Origin of the sequence: Methyloprofundus sp., assembly GCF_965251085.1 — a bacterium.
Taxonomy (GTDB): Bacteria; Pseudomonadota; Gammaproteobacteria; order Methylococcales; family Methylomonadaceae; genus Methyloprofundus.
In genome coordinates this window covers 1,402,736-1,426,527 of sequence record NZ_OZ252594.1, presented here as the reverse complement: position 1 = coordinate 1,426,527, position 23,792 = coordinate 1,402,736, and the positions used below count along the sequence as shown (strand labels likewise).

21 protein-coding genes and 1 pseudogene are annotated in these 23,792 nt (G+C 42.7%); 10 read left to right on the top strand and 12 right to left on the bottom strand.

The window, feature by feature from the left end; translation table 11 throughout:
* The first annotated feature begins 174 nt into the window (after positions 1–174).
* The 8 genes from ACQY3F_RS06475 to purF all read left to right on the top strand — a co-directional run bounded on the left by ACQY3F_RS06475 (position 175) and on the right by purF (position 7,631).
* Positions 175–807, top strand: coding sequence for a phosphoribosylanthranilate isomerase (locus ACQY3F_RS06475; protein ID WP_428354085.1), 633 nt, complete (start codon positions 175–177; stop codon positions 805–807).
* Positions 808–817: 10 nt separating this feature from the next.
* Positions 818–2,002, top strand: coding sequence for a tryptophan synthase subunit beta (gene trpB / locus ACQY3F_RS06470; RefSeq protein WP_428357626.1), 1,185 nt, complete (start codon positions 818–820; stop codon positions 2,000–2,002).
* Positions 1,999–2,808 carry a tryptophan synthase subunit alpha gene (trpA, locus tag ACQY3F_RS06465; RefSeq protein WP_428354084.1) on the top strand — a complete coding sequence of 270 codons (810 nt, stop codon included), beginning with the start codon at positions 1,999–2,001 and terminating at the stop codon, positions 2,806–2,808. The genes trpB and trpA overlap by 4 nt, the downstream gene beginning before the upstream one ends.
* Before the next feature lie 14 nt (positions 2,809–2,822).
* Positions 2,823–3,689 (top strand): acetyl-CoA carboxylase, carboxyltransferase subunit beta, encoded by an 867-nt coding sequence (accD, locus tag ACQY3F_RS06460; RefSeq protein ID WP_428354083.1) that lies wholly within the window; start codon positions 2,823–2,825, stop codon positions 3,687–3,689.
* A 107-nt stretch (positions 3,690–3,796) separates the two neighbouring features.
* The gene (folC, locus tag ACQY3F_RS06455; protein WP_428354082.1) at positions 3,797–5,098 is read left to right on the top strand and encodes a bifunctional tetrahydrofolate synthase/dihydrofolate synthase; all 1,302 of its coding nucleotides are present in this window, start codon (positions 3,797–3,799) and stop codon (positions 5,096–5,098) included.
* 1 nt (position 5,099) lies between these two features.
* Entirely contained in the window at positions 5,100–5,600 is a 501-nt protein-coding gene (locus ACQY3F_RS06450) for an SPOR domain-containing protein (RefSeq protein ID WP_428354081.1), read from the top strand.
* Between the two features lie 8 nt (positions 5,601–5,608).
* Positions 5,609–6,100: a CvpA family protein gene (locus ACQY3F_RS06445; RefSeq protein ID WP_428354080.1), complete on the top strand. Its 492-nt coding sequence runs from the start codon at positions 5,609–5,611 to the stop codon at positions 6,098–6,100.
* 22 nt (positions 6,101–6,122) lie between these two features.
* Positions 6,123–7,631, top strand: a complete 1,509-nt coding sequence (gene purF / locus ACQY3F_RS06440) for an amidophosphoribosyltransferase (protein ID WP_428354079.1) — start codon at positions 6,123–6,125, stop codon at positions 7,629–7,631.
* Positions 7,632–7,842: 211 nt separating this feature from the next.
* On the opposite strand, the gene tusD is transcribed toward purF, so the two are convergent.
* Positions 7,843–8,232, bottom strand: a complete 390-nt coding sequence (tusD, locus tag ACQY3F_RS06435; RefSeq protein ID WP_428354078.1) for a sulfurtransferase complex subunit TusD — start codon at positions 8,230–8,232, stop codon at positions 7,843–7,845.
* Between the two features lie 215 nt (positions 8,233–8,447).
* Here tusD and ACQY3F_RS06430 point away from each other — a divergent pair, with 215 nt between their 5' ends.
* Positions 8,448–9,812: a M48 family metalloprotease gene (locus tag ACQY3F_RS06430; RefSeq protein WP_428354077.1), complete on the top strand. Its 1,365-nt coding sequence runs from the start codon at positions 8,448–8,450 to the stop codon at positions 9,810–9,812.
* A gap of 299 nt (positions 9,813–10,111) precedes the next feature.
* On the opposite strand, the gene ACQY3F_RS06425 is transcribed toward ACQY3F_RS06430, so the two are convergent.
* The gene (locus ACQY3F_RS06425; protein WP_428354076.1) at positions 10,112–10,834 is read right to left on the bottom strand and encodes a DUF445 family protein; all 723 of its coding nucleotides are present in this window, start codon (positions 10,832–10,834) and stop codon (positions 10,112–10,114) included.
* Between the two features lie 257 nt (positions 10,835–11,091).
* On the opposite strand from ACQY3F_RS06425, the gene ACQY3F_RS06420 reads away from it, so the two are divergent.
* Positions 11,092–11,328: a carbonic anhydrase gene (locus tag ACQY3F_RS06420; protein ID WP_428354075.1), complete on the top strand. Its 237-nt coding sequence runs from the start codon at positions 11,092–11,094 to the stop codon at positions 11,326–11,328.
* A gap of 357 nt (positions 11,329–11,685) precedes the next feature.
* On the opposite strand, the pseudogene fusA reads toward ACQY3F_RS06420, so the two are convergent.
* From fusA to ACQY3F_RS06370, 10 genes and pseudogenes are all read right to left on the bottom strand, one after another.
* Positions 11,686–13,772 (bottom strand): annotated as a pseudogene (gene fusA, locus ACQY3F_RS06415) (elongation factor G).
* 180 nt (positions 13,773–13,952) lie between these two features.
* On the bottom strand, positions 13,953–14,936 hold the full coding sequence (gene mch, locus ACQY3F_RS06410) for a methenyltetrahydromethanopterin cyclohydrolase (RefSeq protein ID WP_428354074.1): 984 nt from the start codon (positions 14,934–14,936) through the stop codon (positions 13,953–13,955).
* Positions 14,937–14,948: 12 nt separating this feature from the next.
* Positions 14,949–16,043, bottom strand: a complete 1,095-nt coding sequence (locus tag ACQY3F_RS06405) for an ATP-grasp domain-containing protein (protein WP_428354073.1) — start codon at positions 16,041–16,043, stop codon at positions 14,949–14,951.
* Positions 16,044–16,064: 21 nt separating this feature from the next.
* Positions 16,065–17,045, bottom strand: a complete 981-nt coding sequence (locus ACQY3F_RS06400; RefSeq protein ID WP_428354072.1) for a beta-ribofuranosylaminobenzene 5'-phosphate synthase family protein — start codon at positions 17,043–17,045, stop codon at positions 16,065–16,067.
* A gap of 61 nt (positions 17,046–17,106) precedes the next feature.
* Positions 17,107–17,775 carry an HAD family hydrolase gene (locus ACQY3F_RS06395; RefSeq protein WP_428354071.1) on the bottom strand — a complete coding sequence of 223 codons (669 nt, stop codon included), beginning with the start codon at positions 17,773–17,775 and terminating at the stop codon, positions 17,107–17,109.
* A complete protein-coding gene (locus ACQY3F_RS06390; RefSeq protein ID WP_428354070.1) occupies positions 17,772–18,701 on the bottom strand; it encodes a nucleotidyltransferase domain-containing protein in 930 nt (309 codons plus the stop codon). Before ACQY3F_RS06390 ends, ACQY3F_RS06395 begins: the two co-directional genes overlap by 4 nt.
* A gap of 102 nt (positions 18,702–18,803) precedes the next feature.
* On the bottom strand, positions 18,804–19,661 hold the full coding sequence (ttcA, locus tag ACQY3F_RS06385) for a tRNA 2-thiocytidine(32) synthetase TtcA (protein ID WP_428354069.1): 858 nt from the start codon (positions 19,659–19,661) through the stop codon (positions 18,804–18,806).
* 167 nt (positions 19,662–19,828) lie between these two features.
* Positions 19,829–21,049 (bottom strand): beta-ketoacyl-ACP synthase I, encoded by a 1,221-nt coding sequence (fabB, locus tag ACQY3F_RS06380; RefSeq protein ID WP_428354068.1) that lies wholly within the window; start codon positions 21,047–21,049, stop codon positions 19,829–19,831.
* A 10-nt stretch (positions 21,050–21,059) separates the two neighbouring features.
* On the bottom strand, positions 21,060–21,575 hold the full coding sequence (gene fabA / locus ACQY3F_RS06375) for a 3-hydroxyacyl-[acyl-carrier-protein] dehydratase FabA (protein WP_428354067.1): 516 nt from the start codon (positions 21,573–21,575) through the stop codon (positions 21,060–21,062).
* A gap of 147 nt (positions 21,576–21,722) precedes the next feature.
* Positions 21,723–23,654: a transglycosylase SLT domain-containing protein gene (locus tag ACQY3F_RS06370; protein ID WP_428354066.1), complete on the bottom strand. Its 1,932-nt coding sequence runs from the start codon at positions 23,652–23,654 to the stop codon at positions 21,723–21,725.
* Positions 23,655–23,792: the final 138 nt, after the last annotated feature.

Genomic DNA, 23,792 nt, shown 5'->3' with positions numbered 1-23,792 from the left:
GTGGCCGTGCGAAGTATATTTAATACAAGCGCGCCAAAGCTATACCGCGCTACATGCAGAGCAATTGTCCCTGCTTCCAGTTGATGTACAAATCTAAGCTATTTCTTCTCTTCAAGAGAGCCCTTCAATATGGTATTCTAATCGGCTTTATTGCTGAATGATTTTGTGCTGAAAATGAAACGAACGCGGGTCAAAATTTGTGGCTTTACATCTGCTGAGCAGGCGGCTTTCGCGGCTTACGCAGGAGCTGATGCAATAGGCCTGGTATTTTATGCAGCAAGCCCAAGGAATGTCGGCATTGCGCAAGCACAGGAAATTGTTGCCGCATTACCAGCATTTACCACGGTGGTTGCTCTTTTTGTAGATGCCCCTGAGAAACAAATAAGAGCAGTGATCAACCAGGTTGCAATTGATGTATTGCAGTTTCATGGTGATGAACCCGCAACGGCGTGTCGCATCTATGCCAAGCCTTATATCAAAGCGATCAGAATGCACCTAGATATAGACATACAGGCCTTAGCAAGTGAATACCATGATGCCAGTGGTTTATTGCTCGATGCCTATCACGCCAAAGCCAAAGGCGGGACAGGTGAACAATTTGATTGGAATTTAATCCCGCCGCAATGTGACTTACCCCTTATCCTTGCAGGGGGATTAGAAGCAAACAATGCCAGCGAAGCAATTGCGCAGGTTAAGCCCTATGCTCTGGATGTAAGCAGCGGCGTAGAAGCGGCAAAAGGTATAAAAGATAATAATAAAATAGCAGCATTTTTAACTGAGGTTTACCTAAGTGACAGAAACAACTAATTCATATAATATGCCCGATGAACGAGGACATTTCGGTCCTTATGGTGGCATATTTATTGCGGAAACATTAATTCCAGCAGTCAAGGAGCTCGACGCAGCCTATAAGAAATATATGACCGACCCCGAGTTTATGGCTGAACTCGATAAAGACTTCCAACATTATGTTGGCCGCCCTTCTCCGCTGTATCATGCGGAACGCTGGAGCCGTGAATTAGGCGGAGCGCAGATTTATCTTAAACGCGAAGATTTAAATCATACTGGTGCGCATAAAATTAATAATACCATTGGCCAGATTTTACTCGCCAAACGCATGGGTAAGACACGCATTATTGCTGAAACCGGGGCAGGACAGCACGGTGTAGCTACAGCGACTGTATGTGCACGTTTAGGTTTAGAGTGTATCGTGTATATGGGTGCGGTTGATGTTGAGCGACAAAAGCTGAATGTGTACCGTATGCAATTACTCGGCGCAAAGGTTGTCGCGGTAAAATCAGGTTCTAAAACACTTAAAGACGCCTTAAACGAAGCGATTCGCGACTGGGTCACCAATGTAGATACTACTTTTTATATTATTGGTACGGTAGCGGGTCCTGCCCCTTACCCCGCCATGGTCAGAGATTTTCAATCCATTATTGGCCGGGAAGCTAAACAGCAATGTCTAACGCAAGCCGGAAAATTACCCGATGCATTAGTCGCTTGTATTGGTGGTGGTTCTAATGCGATAGGCTTATTCCATCCATTTATTGATGATGCCGCTGTTAAAATGATTGGCGTAGAAGCAGCCGGAGATGGTATTGAGACAGGTCGACATTCCGCACCTTTATGTGCAGGCCGCCCCGGAATTCTACATGGAAACCGCACCTATCTGATGGAAGATGATGACGGTGAAATTATTGAAACACATTCAATCTCTGCTGGTTTGGACTACCCAGGCGTTGGCCCTGAGCACTCCTGGTTAAAAGACATAGGTCGCGCCGAATATGTCAGTATTACCGATGATGAGGCGGTGCAGGGGTTTCATGCCTTGACTAAAATAGAAGGCATTATCCCTGCCCTGGAATCCAGCCATGCAATGGCTTATACCTTAAAATTAGCACCAAAGATGCAGCAAGATGAGATTATAATTGTGAATTTGTCCGGGCGCGGTGACAAAGATATGCACACGATGGCAAAACGTGAAGGAATTGAAATATGAGTCGCTTAGCTTTAAGATTTGCCGAATTTAAAACATCAGGACATAAAGCACTTATTCCTTTTATTACCGCAGGCGATCCAAACCCCGAATTTACCGTTCCCATGATGCATGCCATGGTAGAAGCCGGTGCAGATATTATTGAACTAGGTGTGCCATTTTCTGATCCTATGGCAGATGGACCGGTGATTCAACGTGCCAGTGAACGTGCTTTAGAACACAAAATGAGCTTACGTCACACCTTGACAATAGTCAGTGAATTCAGAAGCAAAAACCAAACCACCCCTGTGGTGTTAATGGGCTATGCAAACCCTGTGGAAGCCATGGGTTATGAAGCTTTTGCACTGGCTGCTAAAAATGCGGGAGTGGATGGTGTTTTGACCGTGGATCTACCGCCTGAAGAAGCACAGGAATGCGCTGATTTGCTAAATGCTCAAGATATAGACCAGATCTTTTTACTCGCTCCTAATAGTAGCCCCGACAGAATTAAAAAAATGGATTCCGTGGGTAGTGGCTTTCTATACTATGTTTCGGTAAAAGGCATCACCGGTGCTGGACATCTGGACACGGCAGATGTACAAAGAAAATTAATTGATATTCGGGCCAACACCGAGCTACCTATCGGTGTTGGCTTCGGAATTAAGGATGCCGAAACAGCTAAAATTATTGCCCAACTTAGCGATGCAGTCGTTGTTGGTAGTGCATTAATTAGTAAGATAGAAGCGAATTTATCTGCACCTGAGCTTGCTAAGCAACAAATCATCGAATTATTAAAATCCATGCGCCTAGCCATGGATAATCAAGATTAAAGAAGGAGCACGCAATGAGCTGGTTTGAAAAATTAGTCCCCTCTACTATTATAAAAAAACAGCCTGACAGCAAGAAAACACCAGTGCCTGAAGGTTTATGGAACAAATGTTCCTGTTGTAATGCCATTTTGTACAATAGCGAGCTAGAAAAAAACCTGAATGTTTGTCCTAAATGCGATCATCACATGCGCATAGGGGCAAGACGTCGTTTAGACTTGTTTCTAGATACTGAAGAACGCGAGGAAATTGCTGCCAACCTGAAACCTTTAGATCCCTTAAAGTTTAAGGACAGTAAAAAATACAAAGACCGTATCGTTGCTGCACAGAAAAAAACTAAAGAGAATGATGCGCTAGTGGTGATGACCGGAACCCTGCAAGGCCAGGCTGTTGTTGTCGCAGCATTCGATTTCGGTTTTATGGGCGGTTCCATGGGTTCTGTCGTCGGCGAGCGCTTCGTACGCGGGGTTAATAAAAGCCTGGAAACAGGAGCCCCCTTTATAGTCTTTACTGCCAGTGGTGGTGCGCGTATGCAGGAGTCATTATTTTCATTATTCCAAATGGCTAAAACCAGTGCAGCACTAACAAAATTATCTAAGGCCGGCATTCCCTATATCTCGTTTATGACTGACCCTACGATGGGGGGCGTATCTGCCAGTTTAGCCATGCTAGGTGATATCAATGTTGCCGAACCGGAAGCTTTAATCGGTTTTGCGGGCCCACGAGTAATTGAACAAACCGTACGCGAGAAGTTACCAGAAGGCTTTCAGCGCAGTGAATTTTTACAAGAACACGGTGCTATTGATATGATTATTGATCGTCGTGAAATGCGTCAGGAAATCAGCTCAATTTTAGCGATTCTGACTGCAAATACGCGAAACTAAATCATCCCTTACAGGCTATAATTAATCTTTTGCAGCTTGGACTTCAGTGCGAAGGTGCACTCAATAATTGCTGCATCTTAATGTGCAAGGCATAATACTTACTCTGCTTGATAATATCTCTTATTATGCATTTTGATACCCTGAAAGGCTGGCTGGATTGGCAAGAAAGCCTGCATCCCCGAAGCATTGATCTTGGACTGGACAGAGTCACGCAGGTTTATCATGCCTTAAAAGCTCCAGCGCCTAAAAAACTCGTCACTATCACTGTTGCGGGCACCAATGGCAAAGGTTCCAGCATTGCATTTCTGGAAGCGATTTATCTTGCTCAGGGCCTAAAAGTCGGTGCTTATACGTCTCCGCATATTATTAACTATAACGAACGTATTAAAATTAATGCGCAGCCTATTAGCGATGAACTTATCTGTGCGGCTTTTGCACGCATAGAAGCGGTAAGAAATAATATTTCATTAAGTTATTTTGAATTTGGCACACTGGCTGCTTTAGATATTTTTTCCCGCTCCGAGCTTGATATACAGCTTTTAGAAGTCGGACTAGGTGGAAGGCTTGATGCGGTCAATATTGTTGACCCCGATGCTGCAATTGTCACGAGCATTTCCATAGACCACACTGCCTGGCTGGGTGAAACCCGCGAAGCAATTGCTTATGAGAAATCAGGAGTCTTCCGGGCAAATACTCCGGCTATCACTGGCGAACTAGAGCCTCCCCAGCCCTTAATCGACAATGCTGAAAAAATTAACGCACGGCTATTACGCCTTGGGCATGAATTTTCATATCAAAAAAACGCAACAAGTTGGGATTGGCAGTGCGGAAAAAACCATCTAAACGATTTACCAGCACCGCAATTAAAAGGCGAACATCAATATAGAAATGCGGCTTCTGTGCTAACTGCCATTGATAATTTGCAGTCTAAAATTGCTGTTAGCGAACAGGCAATCAAACAAGGATTGAGCAACACTAAGTTAGCTGGGCGTTTTCAATATATTAAGTCCGCTCCACCCGTGTTATTAGATGTCAGCCATAATCCGCAAGCAGCACAGGCTTTAGTCGAACATTTGCAGGCTGAGTTTCAGCACACCCCGGTACATGCTATTTTTACCATGATGAATGATAAAGATTTAACCGGAGTGATAAGTCTTATGCAGCCATTTATTAAACACTGGTATATTGCACCTTTAGACCATTCCAGGGCCAGTACTGAAAGCGAACTAAAAAATGCTTTTCAGCACTGTGATATAATTCAAGTAAGCTTTGGTTTTGAAAATTTCCTGACCAGCTATTACGCAGCAAAAAACAAGGCACAAGCTGATCAAGGTGTTATTTTAATATTTGGATCTTTTTTTCTGGTATCCGAATATTTAACCCTCTTTAGCAACTCACAAGGACAATAGTATGAACGAAATATTAAAACAAAGAATTGTAGGAGCGATTGTTATTACTGCCCTCGCGGCTATTTTCGTACCCATGTTATTTGATGACCCCGTGCCAGGCGTGGAAAACTTAAGCAATGAACTATCTTTACCGCAGGAACCTGAAGAACACATGCAGCCGTTACTGGAAACGATCCCTAAAACATCAGCTCAAATCTTGTCAAAACCTGTCCCGGCACAAGTTGACCTACAAAGCGAAAATATTAAACAGGCCGTCAAAGAGACTAACCTGAAAAGCTGGGTCATTCAAATAGGGAGTTTTAGTCAGGAACAGAACGCGAATGAGTTTCGAGATAAATTACGTAAAAATAAATTTACCGCCTATGTGGATTCAGTGGCTACTAAACAAGGCACGTTATATAGACTACGCGTTGGCCCGGAACTGGATGAAAAAAGAGCACAGAAAACCCAGCAACAGCTCGAAGCACAATACAAAGTTAAAACGCTTCTGGTTGCGGAATAGACACTATAATGATCTGGATAGACTATGCCATTATAGGCTTAATCAGCATCTCACCTATCATCGGCCTTTTCAGAGGTTTGATACGTGAAGCCTTTGCTCTGGTGACCTGGGGCGCAGCTTCCTGGGTAGGCTTTAAATTTTGCTCCCCGTTTGCCACGTTTTTTGAAAGTTCGATAGACGATACCAATGTAAGGCTGGCGATAGCCTTTGTATTGCTCTTTATCTTAACTCTAATCGTGGGCGCGCTTATTAATAAATTACTCGGTGCGCTGATTAAAAATCAGCGCTTATCCGGCACTGACCGTTTGGCTGGTCTTGTTTTCGGTACTGGTAGAAGCGTGATAATCATAATTTTATTGGTTATGTTAGCAGGCCTAACCCCTATACCGGAAAGTTCGTGGTGGAAGGAATCACAGCTATTGCCCCATTTTCAAACCTTAGCAGTCTGGTTAAAAACACATATACCCGATGGTATTGCAGACTATTTAAATTTCCAATAACTTATTATAATCAGGAAAAGCCATGTGTGGTATTGCCGGAATTGTTTCCCATCAAGCTGTAAATCAAGAGCTGTATGATGCACTCACCGTGTTGCAGCACAGAGGGCAAGATGCAGCAGGTATTGTGACATGTGAAAACGGACGTTTACATTTACGTAAAGACAACGGACTGACCCGCGATGTTTTTTCCACCGAGCAAATGGTCAAACTCAAAGGCAATATGGGCATAGCACATGCACGCTACCCAACTGCTGGCTGCTCAAGTTCATCCGAGGCACAACCTTTTTACGTCAACTCGCCTTTCGGGGTGACACTGGCACATAACGGTAACCTGACTAATACCCAACAATTAAAAAAAGAACTGTTTATTGAAGACCAGCGCCATCTGAATACCAATTCTGATTCGGAAGTTTTGCTGAATATCTTTGCCCATGAATTACAGCAACTGGGTAAATTAGAACTAAATAAGGATGATATTTTCAAGGCTGTAGCAGGCGTACACCGCCGTTGCAAAGGCGCTTATGCAGTCGTACTCATGATTCCTAACATAGGAATTATAGGCTTCCGCGACCCGCATGGAATTCGCCCTATCGTGTTTGGCGAGCGCATAACAGAACAGGGTTCCGACTTTATGATTGCTTCGGAAAGTGTGGCTCTGGATGTTCTTGGCTTTAAGCTGACCCGTGATATAGAGCCCGGAGAAGCGGTGTTTATTGAAGAATCTGGCAAGCTACATACACAACTCTGCTCTGAAATTAACGACCATTGCCCGTGTATTTTTGAATATGTTTATTTTGCCCGCCCCGACTCAATTATTGATAATATCTCTGTGTACAAAGCACGTTTACGTATGGGCGATAAATTAGCCGAGAAAATTCTACGTGAATGGCCCGATAATGATATCGATGTGGTTATCCCTATTCCAGATACCAGTCGCACGTCTGCCCTGCAAATGGCACACTCCCTAGGCGTTAAATTCCGTGAAGGCTTTATTAAAAATCGCTATATAGGCCGGACTTTTATTATGCCGGGGCAACAAATGCGCAAAAAATCAGTACGCCAGAAACTTAATGCCATCGGTCTGGAATTTGAAGGTAAAAACGTTTTATTAGTCGATGACTCGATAGTACGCGGCACGACATCAGAGCAAATCATTCAAATGGCACGTGATGCCGGTGCGAAAAACGTCTATTTTGCTTCTGCCGCCCCAGCAGTACGCTATCCCAACGTATACGGCATCGATATGCCGGCAGCGCATGAGCTGATTGCTCACAATCGTACTGAAGAAGAAATCTGTACTGCTATTGGCGCTGATAAGATGATATATCAGGATCTGGAAGATCTAATTGAATCGGTACGCAAAGGGAATACCAAAATCAAACATTTTGATACCTCCTGTTTCGATCATAAATATATCACCGGCGATATTGATGATGATTACCTGAAAAATATCGAAGCATTACGCAATGATGCTGCCCAGACCGGTAGACAGATAGAAACTGCAACTATTGATATGCATAATTCGAATTAATTCTCAGCAAGTAGAGCGGACTGAAGTCCGCTCTACACTAGAGAATCCTAGAAAAATCAGTTGAGCGCGAATTTATAGTGCAAGATATTGGCTTCACAGTGCTTTCAAAAAATTTTAGCTTCACCCATAGGTTAAGCGGACATTTTTTGCAAGTGCGGTGGAATCAAGAGCTTGTGCTAGAAAACGTGAGCAACTGAGTTTTCTAGGATAGTTAACCAAACTCGATAAATCGATCAGCCTCCAGCATCGCTTCTACCCACAACCCCAGACCTGCAATACGAAAACCATCAGCCACATCATTATCTACTTTACCCTGCCGTCTTGCCTCATTAGTCTCTAGCAAACCACGGCGCTGTGCCGCAGAAATACAGACCACCAAATCTATATCATATTCCTTAGCCAAAGCACTCCACCGAGTAACAATCTGTACTTCATCATCCGGAGGTGTCGCGTATCGAAACGCATGATAAACCCCCTCTTGATAAAAAAACACACGTATAATTTCATGCCCCATTTCTATGGCACTTTTAATAAATTGATAAGCAGTTTCAGCACTATTAGACTGGTAAGGGCTAGAATTTATCTGGATGGAATATTTCATTAATAATGCTCAAGAAACGAGAAAGATAGACAAACATTCAGTACAATAACAAAGATTATGAAAATTGATTCAACGGATCAACTCTGCCTTTTATGGAATAAAACAAAGTATAACACTTGATGAAACTAAATAAGAATCCATTGTTTTTTACTCTGTTTATACTCAGCATCGTATGCTGTTATACCAGTAAGGCTGGTGAAATAAAGCTGCCTGATATGGGCGATTCTACAGGTACCCTGATTTCCCCTGCCCAGGAAAAAGCCTTGGGTAATTCCTTCTTTCGCAGTATCCGCGCACAATTAAAAATTAGTTACGACCCAGATGTGCAGCAATATATTCAATCCATTGGTCAAAAGCTAGTTGCTAATAGCGACAACCCGACGCAGGATTTTTATTTTTTTGTGGTTCTGTCAGATGATATTAACGCGTTCGCAGGTCCTGGCGGTTATATAGGCATCAATTCGGGGCTAATTTTAAATAGCGATTCAGAAAGTGAAATGGCATCCGTTATGGCTCACGAGATAGCTCATGTTACGCAACGTCATATATATCGCTCATATGAAGCCAGCAGTCGCATGTCTTTACCTGCAGCCGCAGCAATGCTGGCAGCAATTGTTGTCGCAACCCAGGCTCCGGAATTAGGCATAGGCGCATTATCAGCTATACAGGCAGGTAGCGTGCAAATGCAAATTGACTTCACGCGTGATAACGAGCAAGAAGCCGACAGAATTGGGATTAAAACACTGGAACGCTCAGGGTTTGACCCACTCAGTATGCCCATTTTTTTTGAAAAGCTACAACTTGCCAGCCGTTATTATGGTGAAGGAGCACCTGAATTTTTAAGAACTCACCCAGTTACCTCATCACGTATATCCGATACCCGTGGCCGGGCTGAACAATATCCTTATCGCCAGGTTCCAGACTCACAAGATTATCGTCTGATAAAAGCAAAATTACGTGCAGGCTCCGACAAAACCAAACTCAATGACCTCTTTGTATATTTTAAAAATAAAATTGACCAGGGCACGCCTGAACAACGCGCAGCCATGCAATATGGGCTAGGCCTGACATTTATAAAAAAACAACGATTCAGTGAGGCGAAAGAAATATTTCAAAGCCTGAACCATCGCTATCCGCAACAAAGAGAATATTTAACAGCTCTAGCCCAGGTAGCTGTTAACCAGCGAGATTTTGAGACCGCAAAATCGTACTATCTCCAACTACAACAGATGTACCCTGGCAATCCACAGTATCAATTTGAATATATTTCTATTTTATTAAAATCCAGCCAGCCCAAACTTGCTCTACAATATCTAAGACTAATTGATTATCGCTATCAACAACACCCTAGATATTACCTGTTACTAGCCAGAGCTTATGGTAACCTGGATGAAGATGTTAATTTACACCGCTATATGGCAGAATATTTTTATGCTCTAGGCCAGACAAATTCAGCCATCATGCAAATTGAACTAGCCCAAAAAGATAAAGGCTTGAATTTTTACCTATCGGCAATATTGGATGACCGTTTAAATTTCTTTCAGGCTGAAATACAGGCGCTTAAAGATTTACAGATGTAAAAGTTAGTTTCTGTGGGTATACTTCGTGCGGTCACTGATGCGGTTGTATAGTGAGCTTGCAACTAAAAGTCGGTACACAGAGCGGATAGCCCTGTCATTCAGGCTCACCAGACTCCTATTTTAAAACTGTCGCTACAAAAGTAATACGGGACAGCTTATAACTCGTAGGGTGGGCAATTTTTTCTGCCCACCATGGCGGCGCCACCTTTAAAGACATTGGTAAACCAGAGCCTTTAAAACATAGCATCGTGTACAAAATAACCGATGATAAGCTATTAATCGCCCAACTTAGAGCTCTCTTAAATAAAATAAAAAGCAGCGCCCATAATCCCGCCGAAAAACCCACCCCAGACGACTAACCAACCCAGGTGTTCGCGGATAATTTGCCGCACCATTTCTTTAACTATCTGTGGCGTTAATTCAGCCAGGCGTTTATCAATCACTGTTTCAATTTTACCAATAATGTCTTCGCCTATTTGGTGAGCATTTAAGCCCTGCTTTAATGCAGCTTTAAATTGATCTGATTCAACTATATCGGTTAAAGTCACTTGCATTTTTGCAGTAAAGGGTTCTTTTAATGGAATTAAGGCTTCCTCCCCACCCATCATTTGTACCATTGCTCCAAATGATGATTCCATAATCGAAGAGATTAAGCCCTCAAAAATCCGCTCATAATCTACTGCTGCCAGCAAAGGTTCCAGATTTAATACCTTCTCTCCCAATTGCTCTTCAGTCTCGATAAATTGCTCGACATTTTCTACCGTAAAAAACTGATGCATCATCAAATGCTTAATTGATACCTTAAACTCCTCAAAGCGATTGGGGATGATTCCCGATCCATATAATAAGGGTACTTTTTCGAATAACATATGAATCGCTATCCAGTTTGTTAGCGCGCCCGATAAAGCAAAAAAACCAATGGCTTTGATCAATTCAGCATAAACGGGTGAACAATATCCAGCAGCAATAATCATGACTGCTAGAAAATTTGTAATAAAGCTTTTATTTAATAATGTCTTCATTTATTGCTTGAATTCGCGTTGTTTAAAATTATAAAAATGAGTGGAAACTTCTGCACCTGACAGAAAGGTCCAATATGAATACCTTTTTAATATATTCCCACATAAAAATTTAACGTATTATACTTCGCACGGTCACGGATTCGGTTGTATAGTAAGCTGATTTTTGTCTATAGCGATAGCAAGGCATTGAAACTAGCACATAACGGTTTCAGCAACATAGTTATCGGCAAAAACTCAGCCGCTAGAAATACGCCGTCGTGACCGCGCGAAGTATAACTAAACAGCAATCCCCGGAATACCTATGGATAGGTTGTTCAGCCAGCCGGGTTTCTGTAAACCAGATAATTGATTTAGCTCCGGGCGCAGTATTTGTGCAGCGTAATATTGCGAACGTAATGGTGCATACTGACCTGAGCTGCCTGCTCGTGATTCAATCTGCTGTTGAAGCACTAAAAGTTTGCGGTGGAATCAAGGCTACTTTTAACATAGAATAATCAGTTGCCCACCGTTTCTATCACAAACTATTGATTCCACCGCACTTCCAAAAAATGTCCGCTTAACCTATGGGTGAAGCTAAATTTCTTGAAAATGTTATATTAATTCAACATCTTGCACTATAAATTCGCACTCAACTGATTTTTCTAGGTTTAAAAAAAAAGCCGCCGGCATGTATGCGGGCGGCTTCTTTTATCAAGCGGTTAAGCAACGAGAATTCAATATTACCCAAGTCTGACTTGTTCCTGCCTATGCAGGAATGACGTTTCTTTTGACTGTACAGCCAAAATCCTGCGTCATACTTTCGGGCATTATTAAATCCTCGTCCCTAAACGAACTATAAGCTCATTAGCAACTTATTTTTTCGCTTTCTCACGTTCCTGAACTTCTTTAATCACTTCTTCAGATATATTTTTAGGACAAGGTAGGTAATGTGAGAACTCCATAGAGAACTGTCCACGACCCGATGTCATCGTGCGTAAGTCACCGATATAACCAAACATTTCGCTTAGCGGAACTTCAGCCTTAATACGAACGCCTGCCACGCCTGCGTCTTGTCCCTGGATCATTCCACGACGACGGTTTAAATCCCCAATCACATCACCGACATGGTTATCGGGTGTAAATACATCAACTTTCATGATAGGCTCAATTAGCTGAGGACCTGCTTTAGGGATTGATTGACGGTAAGCTGATTTTGCTGCAATCTCAAAAGCCACTGCGGATGAATCCACTGCGTGGAAACCACCATCCAATAAGGTTACTTTAAAATCCAGACATGGGAAACCTGCCAATACACCCGTATCAATCATGCTTTTAAATCCCTTTTCAACGGCTGGCCAGAATTCTCTAGGCACGTTACCACCGGTTACTTTAGATTCAAAAACAAAACCTGAGCCTGGCTCACCTGGTTCAATCTTATAATCAATTTTACCAAATTGACCCGACCCACCTGATTGCTTTTTGTGCGTGTAGCTATCTTCAATCGATTTAGTAATCGTTTCACGATACGCGACTTGTGGTTTACCCACTTCTACATCAATACCATGCGTACGTTTTAAAATATCAACTTTAATATCTAAATGTAACTCACCCATTCCACGTAGAATTGTTTCACCCGAATCTTCGTCTGTTTCAACACGGAAAGAAGGATCTTCTGCAACCATTTTACCAATCGCAATACCCATTTTCTCAGAGCCGGCTTTATCTTTAGGCGAGACTGCAATTGAGATAACCGGATCAGGAAACACCATCGGCTCTAATGTAGCAGGATTTTTAGGATCACATAGCGTATGCCCAGTCTTTACATTTTTCATACCCACAATCGCGATAATATCACCCGCCTGTGCGCTGCTTAGCTCAATACGCTCATCCGCATGCATCTCGACCATACGACCGACACGCTCAGATTTACCTGTAAAGCTATTCATAATCGTGTCGCCTTTATTCAGTTTACCTGAGTAAATACGTACGAAAGTTAAAGCACCATAACGGTCATCCATAATTTTGAATGCTAAAGCCCGGAAAGGTTTATCCACATCAACAATGGCAAACTCGCCTGTTTCTTCACCTTCTTCATCCACTTCTGGCTGTGGTTTTACTTCAGTGGGTGATGGCAAATAATCAATCACTGCATCCAATATTAACTGGATACCTTTGTTTTTGAATGCAGAACCACAGTATGTTGGGAAGAAATCAAGATTAATCGTTCCTTTACGGATGCAGGCTTTAAGGGTTTCTATACTTGGCATTTCACCGTCCAGGTAAGCTCCCATTGCCTCATCATTTTGCTCTAATGCTGTTTCAATCAGTTTTTCACGATATTCTGCTACGTCATCAAGCATATCCGCAGGAACATCTTGAATTTCGTAGTTTACTGGATCACCTGAGTTATCCCATACCCATGCTTTTTCAGTGAGTAAATCAACCACACCAATAAAATCATCTTCTGTACCAATAGGGAGAACCATCACTAATGGATGCGCACCTAATACCTCTTTTACTTGTTTAATAACCCGGTAGAAATCTGCACCTAAACGGTCTAGTTTGTTGACTAAGATAATACGTGCAACTTCAGAATCATTCGCATAACGCCAGTTTGTTTCTGATTGAGGCTCCACACCACCAGAACCACAAAATACACCAATACCACCATCCAATACTTTTAAGAACGGTATACCTCAATAGTAAAGTCAACGTGTCCTGGAGTATCAATAATATTAAAGCGGTGATCTTTCCAGAAGCAGGAAGTCGCAGCAGACTGGATGGTAATACCACGCTCTTGCTCTTGTTCCATGAAATCTGTTGTCGCAGCTCCATCATGTACTTCACCTAGCTTATGAATTTTACCCGTCAGCTTCAGGATTCGTTCCGTTGTTGTCGTTTTTCCCGCATCCACGTGCGCGAAAATACCGATATTTCTATAAAGAGATAAATCTGTCATTGTTGTACTCTAAAAGGTTAGGTATAAAACCATTCTATAATTAATGTTTTAAATCAATTATTTGGAGCTAAAAACCAGTAATAAATCAGCTATACCTGATACTACTAAGCCCGCTGTTAAAAAACCGTTCATTTTACCCTAAATCAGCAGCAAAGAGATAGGGTAAAACGTAATTAAATTTTACGCGCCAAAAGATTGATTTAATAAATCATTATCTAATTTCCCTGCACGAAAGCTATTACCCGACTCTACCGCTGTCACTATCACACTTGCAGGGCTGAATAACATACCGTCAATTTTGAAAAAATCATATTTCGCTTCTTTAAACACTTGCGCAAAAGGTTTGCCATAATCTTTTGAAGTTGAGCTAGGGAGTGCTGTCGCTAATTTTTCAGCTTCTTCATCACTACCCTTAACAAATAAGTGCACTTGGCCTGCAAATAAGATCGCATCATTGGTACGCCCCATTGCCTGAACAAAATCAGGGTGCGGCGGACACATAGGCGCACTACCCATGCCATCAATAATATTTTCTAACGGAAAATGCAACTCATGTGCTTTATGCATCGCCACTTCTAAAACACGCCCTACCACTTGTACGCTACCTGCGAGACTGCTAGTGGGTGTAACAATGATAGTTAATTTATCAAACGCAACGCCACAGGCTTTAGCTATTTTTTCTACAATTTCTACAGGAGGTACAGCATCGTTTTCTATCACCAAGGTTGCTGTAGCTGCTTCATCTGTATAATCTAATTCAGTGTAAAGCTCTTCAACGGGCAGTACTTTACCATCCTTTTCTTTAGTCGCCATGGCTCTTGCTGGCCCGGAACCTAAAGCAAAGTATTTCTCATGTGCCAAGCTCCAGCCTGCATATTGGCTTCCCAAACAAGCTAAAACAGGATTACTAGTATGCACATTAATGGTCATAGGCCAATTATCCGTATAAGTGCTATGAGCGATAGAAACGGTTCCCAATCCCCCCATACAAATCTCAGTAATAATGCGCCCCGCTTCCAGGCCGCCAGGCACATTGATACCTGCATCAATGATAGTGCAGCCGTTTTCCAGCTTTTGCACATCCAGTCTTAATTTATCTGCATTCTCAATTAATTCTTGTACTAAAGGCTCAGTCAGCTTATTTACGCTCGCTGTGTATTGCATGATGATAATTACCTATTTAAAAAAAATGTTTTCAATATATATTTGTCTAGCCATTAACTGCGCTAATGTATGTTCAGCCGTTTTTTCCTGCGCCACAATACTACAAAGTGGCTCACCTGCTTGTATTTTACTATTAGCTTTTGGTCGATCGAAGCTCCATTCGGGCCATTCCACCCCTGCCTGTATTTGGCAGCTTTGCGTTGCATACACTATTTGTAAAGCACGCATGCTGTTATCAGCAGTAGCCGTTAAACGTCCGCTTATATGCGCGCTTATCAAGTCTAATTCAGGGTAGAGCGCCATGCTCGCTGGGGGGCGTGGATTAATTTCTAAAAAACAACAGCCTTCGTCATGGTAAATATAATCCAGGCTAGCGAGACCTTTTAAGTGATAAAAACTGACTAGCTTACGCAGCCAGTTGCGTATTGTTTTCTTATGTTCAACAGGTAAGCAGGCTGCCTTTATAATACCGGCAAAGGTAAAATCATCCTCAGCTACCGTCCACTGCCGGTGAAAGCCTATTAAGTCAAATTGCTCACCATCGGCACAAAACAAAACCGAGCCAACTTCACCCTCAAAATACCTTTGATAATATTCATGCTCTTTAGCCTGTCTATCACAGCAACGGATACCCAGGCCGCCCAAATGATTCACAGGCTTTATTAACCAGCCTGAATTTTCACCAGGAGAATCAAACTGTACTTCAGGATAGCTTATACCCAGGATATCAAGCTGTTTAAAAAATGCCTTCTTAGCATGCATCTGCTTAATGATGAAATAATCATTCCCCAGCACATTATATCTACCAGCCAGATATTCAAGCGTTTCAGGATGATTTTCCAGCCCACTGCCATAAATCACCCACTGAACCTTATCACTGAGTAACAACCGCTCAATGACTGGACGCACCGCCGCAAAAGATAAATCCTCCACTTGCCAAACTTGCTCTGCAATTGTTTCAGTATCCTGGTCAGCAAACAGATCAATCACTAAAGGGGCATAACCTGCAGATCGCACTAGACTTGCTAACATGCGACCTGAATTAGCGATAACCAGAACCTTGTGTGTGGCGGACTTTAGTCCGCTATTATCTGGAAACTGCGACATTACTATATATTAGTTGCGGACTTAAGTCCGCTCTACCGCTTGTTCCACTATTACTTCTCCACCACTATTGCGCACGCTGGCCACGAGTACCGAAAGATTTTCACAATGCGAAAAGTTCTGCCCGACTTGCTGCTTTAATTGCTCAGCCAGCTCAACGCCCTGAACAGCACAAAACCCAGTAGGCCCCCAGGATGTCTGCCCTATTGCAACAGCCCCTTGAGCTTGCAGAAACTTCATGGCGACAGCAACCTCATCACTGGTAAACACACCCCCTTGCGCACTGGCAAAATGCTCGCCAACGGAGTGTTGTAATTGCGTAATGACATCACCAAATAAGCTGATATTATTCTCAGCTAAAGCGGGTAAGCCCTGCATCATTAATAAATAGCATAAACGCGCCGCTTCCTGATGTGGAAAGGGGGGCAACTCTTTAAAAGCCTGTATTTCCGCTTCACCGTGTAAGCCCTGCCCGCGCTTATCAAACACCAGAATAAACCGCCAATCATCGGGTACATTCATGCGCGAAATCACCGGCGGTGTCAATGTATGCTCACCACGCCCGCCATCAACTACCAGCCCACCTTGCTCAAAAATAGCAATGCCAATGCCAGAGCGTGCACCGCGTAAAGTTAATTGAGCTATATCGCGAGCATTCAGCCCTAGCCCATAATAAGCACTTAAAGCTAACCCCACGGCAATAGACATTTGCGTTCCTGACCCTAAACCTACATGCTCAGGGATACAACAGCTAATTTCAAACTGCAGCTGGTCTGAGACATTTAAAGCAGCACACAATTGTTTGATGCTTTTTAAGGCTCTGTCAGAAGCAATTCCACTCAGCGTTAATTGCTCAGCATAGCTGACAGTTATACGAGTATTGATTTCATTCAATGCAACACCGATACTACCGAAATTCCGCCCTAATGAACCACTTAAATCAATAAAGCCCATATGCAAGCGCGCAGGGGCAATCACTGTTATTTTATTATCAGGGGCTCTCAAAGGGTTATCAGCTGTACGGGGAAATAAATAAACAAAGGATTATACAGGATTGTGAATCGAATTATCTGCCAGCTTGCAAAAGTACTGAGAGTTCGTGTAAATCATTCACAACCAGCCCCGCTAAAGCTTGCATTTCCCCATCCGGATCGGGTATAGAGGGAACCAATACCGAAAATGCCTGAGCATTTTTCGCAGCCATCAAGCCCGTAAATGAATCTTCTACAACCAGACAGGAGTGTATCGGTTGTTGTATTAATTCCGCTGCACGCAAAAAGATATCTGCTGCGGGCTTGGGTTGCGCAACATGATCACGGCACACCATCAGGCTAAATAAATCTTCTATGCCGGCATAGCGCAAACACTCTCGCGCATTAAATTCAGGACTGTTTGTTGCCAGGCAAAATGGAATTTGAGTCTGTTCAAGCAATTGCAATAACTCATAAGCTCCTTTTTTAACAGCAATCCCTTCTGTCTCGGCAATCACACGCCAAAGATCACCACTTAAAGCGTAAAACTTGTTAAGCGGAAATTTATCACCAAGATACTCGGCAAACTTCTTTTCTACCAGCGAAAAGGCGAGACCCGACATACGGGTGCAAAATTCCCTATCTATGGAATATCCTAACTCCTTAGCGGCTTGTTGCCAAGCATGTATATAGGTGGTTTCGGTGTCTAGTATCAGGCCATCCATATCAAAAATGATGGCATTATAATCAGGAATCTGGCTCATAGATGTGAGATCACCTTAATATATTCGCCCTGTGCTTCACGACTAGAACCCACAAGCATACGCATTTGCCCCGTGCTTGAAATTTCCAATTGACCTGAGACCTCAATAGATTCACCCTGCTCGGCTTGCCCGGTATAAGTTGCCGTATAACAAACGACTTCGTTGATAGTCGGGTGATCAATGATAAATTTTGCAGGGTAATCATAGGCATATTGCGCATCAGTCACCTTCGCCTGAATAACAACCTCTCCCTGCTTTTGATAAGTAATTTCTATCTGCGGAGCTGCTACTTCAATCAAATTCAAATCAAACTTTCGTTGCTTAATCAGCGCTTTATTGTATTTTCGCTGTTCATGCCAGACATATTCCGCGTAGCTCAGATCACACATTCTGCGTTGGTATGACTCTTGCCAAGCAGTATCATCCAGCTGCTGTAAACGACCCTCAGCCGTCAATTCCCTAATATAGTCGCGATGCTGATGAAATTGCTTTCTGCCATAAACAACTAAATCAATATCCGACTTTGCGTTTTGCGCGCCAATCAACAAGGAACCCGTAACACCTAGGTTAGTAATTTGTGAGCCTTGCTGGACCAATAATTGGCATAAGGCAATCAGATCTCGTTCAATGGCATCCGGATTTTGTTTAGTTAGAATGAGTTGTAATTGTCGTCTGGGTTGATGATGAATGTAAATATCAGCCGTAGACACCGCATGTAAACGCGCTGATTTTACTGCTGAAAAATATAAGTATTGCGGGTAGTCTTCTTGAAGTAACTGATTGGCCTGATCTGTAGCAACCTTAACCCAGCTAATACCCTGCTTTATATAGCGCAAAAAACAAAGCACTTTGCCATTTTCCAGGCCTTGTTCAACAACGGCAAAGACCAGGTCTTCTTTAGTTTGAATAAAATCTTTAGCTAGCAAGGAAAGTCACTCCGGGGTTTATCTATATGGTACTGTAGAGCGGACTTCAGTCCGCCAATCTTGCAACCCTAGCGGACTGAAGTCCGCTCTACAGGGATACAATTACCGTAATATATCCAGTCCAGCAGTATCACTTGCAAATACAGGCGGCATTTCATTCCCCTGCCTATCCAGTTGCAAACCCATAAAATCAAATAACTCAGTGTCTGCTAATTGTGAAGGCGCAATATTCTGCAAACTGGAGAAGATACTTTCCAATCGCCCGGGAAACAGCTTGTCCCAACCTTCCAGCATTTGCTTCATCGCCTGACGCTGCAGATTTTCCTGAGAGCCACACAAGTTACACGGAATGATTGGAAATTGCATAAAATCACTATATTTCACAATTTCTTGTTCTTTGCAGTAGGCTAGCGGCCTGATCACCATGTTATTACCATCATCACTGCGTAGCTTGGGTGGCATGGCTTTTAATTTTCCTGCATAAAATATATTCAAGAAAAACGTTTCGAGAATATCATCTCTATGATGACCCAAGGCAATTTTGGTCACGCCCTGCTCTTCTGCATAGCCATATAATGAGCCGCGACGTAAACGTGAGCACAGACTACAGGTGGTTTGTCCTTCAGGGATCACACGTTTGACGATACTATAAGTATCATTTTCGATTATATGATAATCAACACCCAGCTTCTCCAGGTACTCAGGCAGTACATGTTCAGGAAATCCCGGCTGCTTCTGATCCAGATTAACTGCCAGAATATCAAACTGGATCGGTGCAGTTCTCTGTAAATGCATCAGGATATCCAACATAGTATATGAATCTTTGCCGCCCGATAAACAGACCATCACTTTATCGCCGGCTTCGATCATATTAAAATCAGCAATTGCACTACCTACATTTCTACGCAAGCGTTTATGTAGTTTATTAAATTCGGTACGATCTTTTCTAGGATTAGGCATGAACAAAAATTCTTATTTATAACGACAAAAGGCGAGAGAGCGCTATTTAGATAAGCACTTTCTCGCCTTTTGTTTCTTGATTTAGACTAACATATAACTGTAGGGCGTGGCTTTAGCCCGCCTTTACTCTAAAAAGCGGGCTAAAGCCACGCCCTACATTATTTGATTTAGCCGTTGTAGCGCTGAAAAATCAACGAGGCATTGGTACCGCCAAAGCCAAAACTATTGGACATCAGGGTATCCAGAGTCACCTTATCTTTGCGCTCGGCAACGATAGGCATGCCCTCTGCCACAGGATCCAGCTCAGTAATATTGGCCGAAGCGCTGATAAAATTATTCTGCATCATCAGGATAGAATAAATCGCTTCATTCACACCCGCCGCACCTAATGCATGCCCTGTTAAAGACTTGGTTGAGGTAATATAAGGCATGTTTTCAGGCGTAAATACTTCACGTAATGCGCCTATTTCACGCTCATCACCTACAGGCGTACTGGTTCCGTGAGCATTTACATAATCAACCTTACCCTCAGTCGTCGCCATTGCCTGTTGCATACAACGAACCGCTCCTTCGCCTGAAGGTTGCACCATATCATAGCCATCAGATGTCGCACCATAACCGGTAATTTCGGCATATATTTTCGCACCACGAGCTTTGGCATGCTCCAGATCTTCAAGCACTAACACACCGCCACCGCCAGAAATAACAAAACCATCCCGAGTTAAATCATAAGCTCTTGAGGCTGTTGTCGGGCTATCATTATATTTAGATGACATGGCACCCATGGCATCGAACAGCACCGACATAGTCCAGTGCACTTCTTCGCCACCGCCAGCAAAAACAATGTCCTGCTTGCCCATCTGAATCTGCTCCATGGCATTACCAATACAATGCGCACTGGTTGCACAGGCTGAAGTAATCGAGTAATTGATACCTTTTATTTTAAATGGCGTCGCCAGACAGGCAATATTGGTACTGGACATAGTACGTGGCACCATATAAGGTCCAACGCGCTTCAGTCCCTTTTCGCGCAGTATATCCGCAGCGGCCACTAAATTTGATGTCGAAGGACCACCCGAGCCCATAATCAAGCCAGTCCGCACATTGGAAACTTCATTCTCTTCCAGGCCCGCGTCGGTAATCGCCTGTTGCATGGCAATATAATTGAAGGCAGCACCATCGCCCATAAAGCGCTTAACTTTACGGTCAATAAAATCATCCAGATTAATATCTATCGCGCCGCGCACATGGCTACGAAAGCCTAATTCTTTATAATCTTCAGCAAAACTAATGCCTGACTTTCCGTCCTTTAAAGATGCAAGAACCTCGTCACTGTTATTTCCAATACTAGAAACAACACCTAGCCCTGTGATAACTATTCTCTTCATATCCCGTCTCTTAAAAATCTGTTGTATTGGTAAATAAACCTACACGTAGGTCTTTGGCTGTATATATTACTTTGCCATCTACTTCCATTGTCGCATCAGCAATGCCCATCACTAATTTACGCATAATGACACGCTTTAATTGTACTCGATAGGTTACTTTTTTCGCAGTGGGTAGCACTTGACCAGTAAATTTAACTTCACCCACACCTAAAGCTCGCCCTCTTCCTGGCCCACCTTTCCAGCCCAGATAAAATCCAACCAGCTGCCACATCGCATCCAGCCCCAGACACCCCGGCATAACAGGATCACCTTCAAAATGACAAGCAAAAAACCACAAATCAGGATTAATGTCTAATTCAGCAACCATTTCGCCTTTATCAAATTCACCACCTTCTTCGGTGATAAGAGTAATTCGATCCATCATCAACATATTAGGCAGTGGCAATTTAGCATTACCAGGGCCAAAAAGACCATTATGGCCCGATTCTAATAAGTCTGCGTGATCATAACTATTCTGCTTTTGCATTCCCAGTCCTGTTTCTTATTATTGTAATTATATTTTCTAATTTGTATATTATACCTTGTAATCAGTAAAGGTAGAATTATTTATCAAGCGTTTTTGCACCTAATACAGAGAAGCAATAGACAGTTCTGGCAAACTATTTTCTGCTAACTAAAGAGCCGCTAAGCCATTACTGGCCCTGATATCACGCATAAAATCACGCATGCGCACATCACCACTTTGTATGCGATTTTGGTAAATCAATGCATAAGTAAGAACAGCAGCAACATAAGCTCTTGTTTCTTTATAAGGAATAGTTTCTATCCAGATATCAGCCGCATAGTCCCGGTCAATTCTCAACCATTTAGTCACATTGTGCGGCCCTGCATTATAGGCCGCTGCAGCCAGAGCAAAATGCCCATCAAATTTATCTAACATTTGCTTATAATAATAGGCGCCAAATTTAAGGTTTAACGATGGCTGCAATAACACCATTTTAGATCGCCACGGGTAGTTCATTTCTTTGGCTATCTGTTTGCCTGTACCCGGCATAATTTGCATCAACCCCATTGCACCAACGGGTGAACCCGCCTTTGGGTCAAACATACTTTCTCTGCGTATTAGAGCATAAATAATGGAAGTATCTAACTGGTGTATCTGTGCGTTTTGCTGAATCTTTTCCGCGTAATCAATAGGAAAGCGTAATTCTACATCGTCCCAATGTTTTGCCCGAGCCACTGTTAATATCGCCAACCTGTGCCAATGCCACTGCTGGGCTATTTTTGCAGCATTTAATAATTCATCACCCTGTAAATTACGCACAGCTTCCCACCAGAATTGTTGCGCTTCTTTTTGCATTTCTAATTCACGGAACTCGCGGACAATACTAAATTTTTCTTTAGCTAATAAACGCGATTGTAGCTGTGCATTAATTTTTATAGGCTTATTAACTAAAGCATACTCCTGCTGCAGATAGTCAGCGGCCAAAAAACCATAATAACTTCGTTCTTCAGCAAGCTGTTTAAAAATAGCCAGGCCTTTATCACGCTGATTAGTCTCTAATAAAGCTTTCGCCTGCCAGTAGCGCCAGCGTTCCTGGCGTTTCTCACTGACTGATAAGTTTTGCAAAGCCTGATTCACATGCTCCCAGTTATGTTCAATCAATGCAGCCCTGACCGCCCACAAGCGCGTCGTTCCATCCAGACTGGTTAATAGATTAAAGCGGGAGTACGCTTTAGCAGATTTATTAAAGGCAAGTTGCAAAGCAATAGCGCGTTCAATATTATGTGTTTGGGCTGCCGATAACACATACGATTCCCCTTGAGTGTCCCAAAATTGCACGGCATTATCGACATCAGCAGAGACCATTTTTTTCATGGCATAAGTAAACATATCTGCCTGCTGCGTTTTTGCCAGCCCTTGTAAAAATCCAGCTTGCTCAATAAGCTTTGGATTTTTTACCAGCTTCAGCCATTTATCCGCCTTACTACGCGCACTAGCACTCTCTAATTTTTTACTAAGATAGGTCGCCAACTTATACTGCCTGGCTTTAGCCGCCAGCAGAAATCGTTGCCAAATTAGCGTTTGGGTTAAAAATTCTGATTGCGTAAATTTTTTCAATAACAGATCACAATCTTTGGGTAAAGAAGAGCCGGTTAACCAGATTTTTTGAGTCGCCGTTAAGGCCTGAGTCTTATGGTTTCGCTGATATTCAGCCCAATTATATCGACACTGCATAGACTTCCTTTTAGAAGACTTATAATGTGCTACAAAAGTATCCCACCTTCCCCGCTTATAAAGGTACGCCAGCCATTTGCGGCGTAACTTACGTGTGTATAGCGACTGTTTACCATTATTCAAAAAATTCAGTATTTTCTGATCCTGGCTCAAATGCTTGCTTAGCCATTGATATTGTAAATAAAAATACAAGGGGTAAGATTCCAGGCCTGCGCTTATTGCTGCATAGCCACGCTCATCACCCGTCGCAATCATATGCTCAGCCTGCACGAAATCAATTCGCTGCTGCTCAAGCACCCCTGCAAAACTTGGGAATGATCCCACGAGCAAAAGTAAAACTAATAATTGATAAACTCTGTTTCTCACATTACCCTCTTCATAGCTGTTAATACAGCATTTTTAAACACAAGAACAAGCCAAAAAAAGCTATAATCCATCTTAATTATCATTCAACCTAGAAAAATCAGTTGCTCACGTTTTCTAGATTCAACCACACAACTTAAA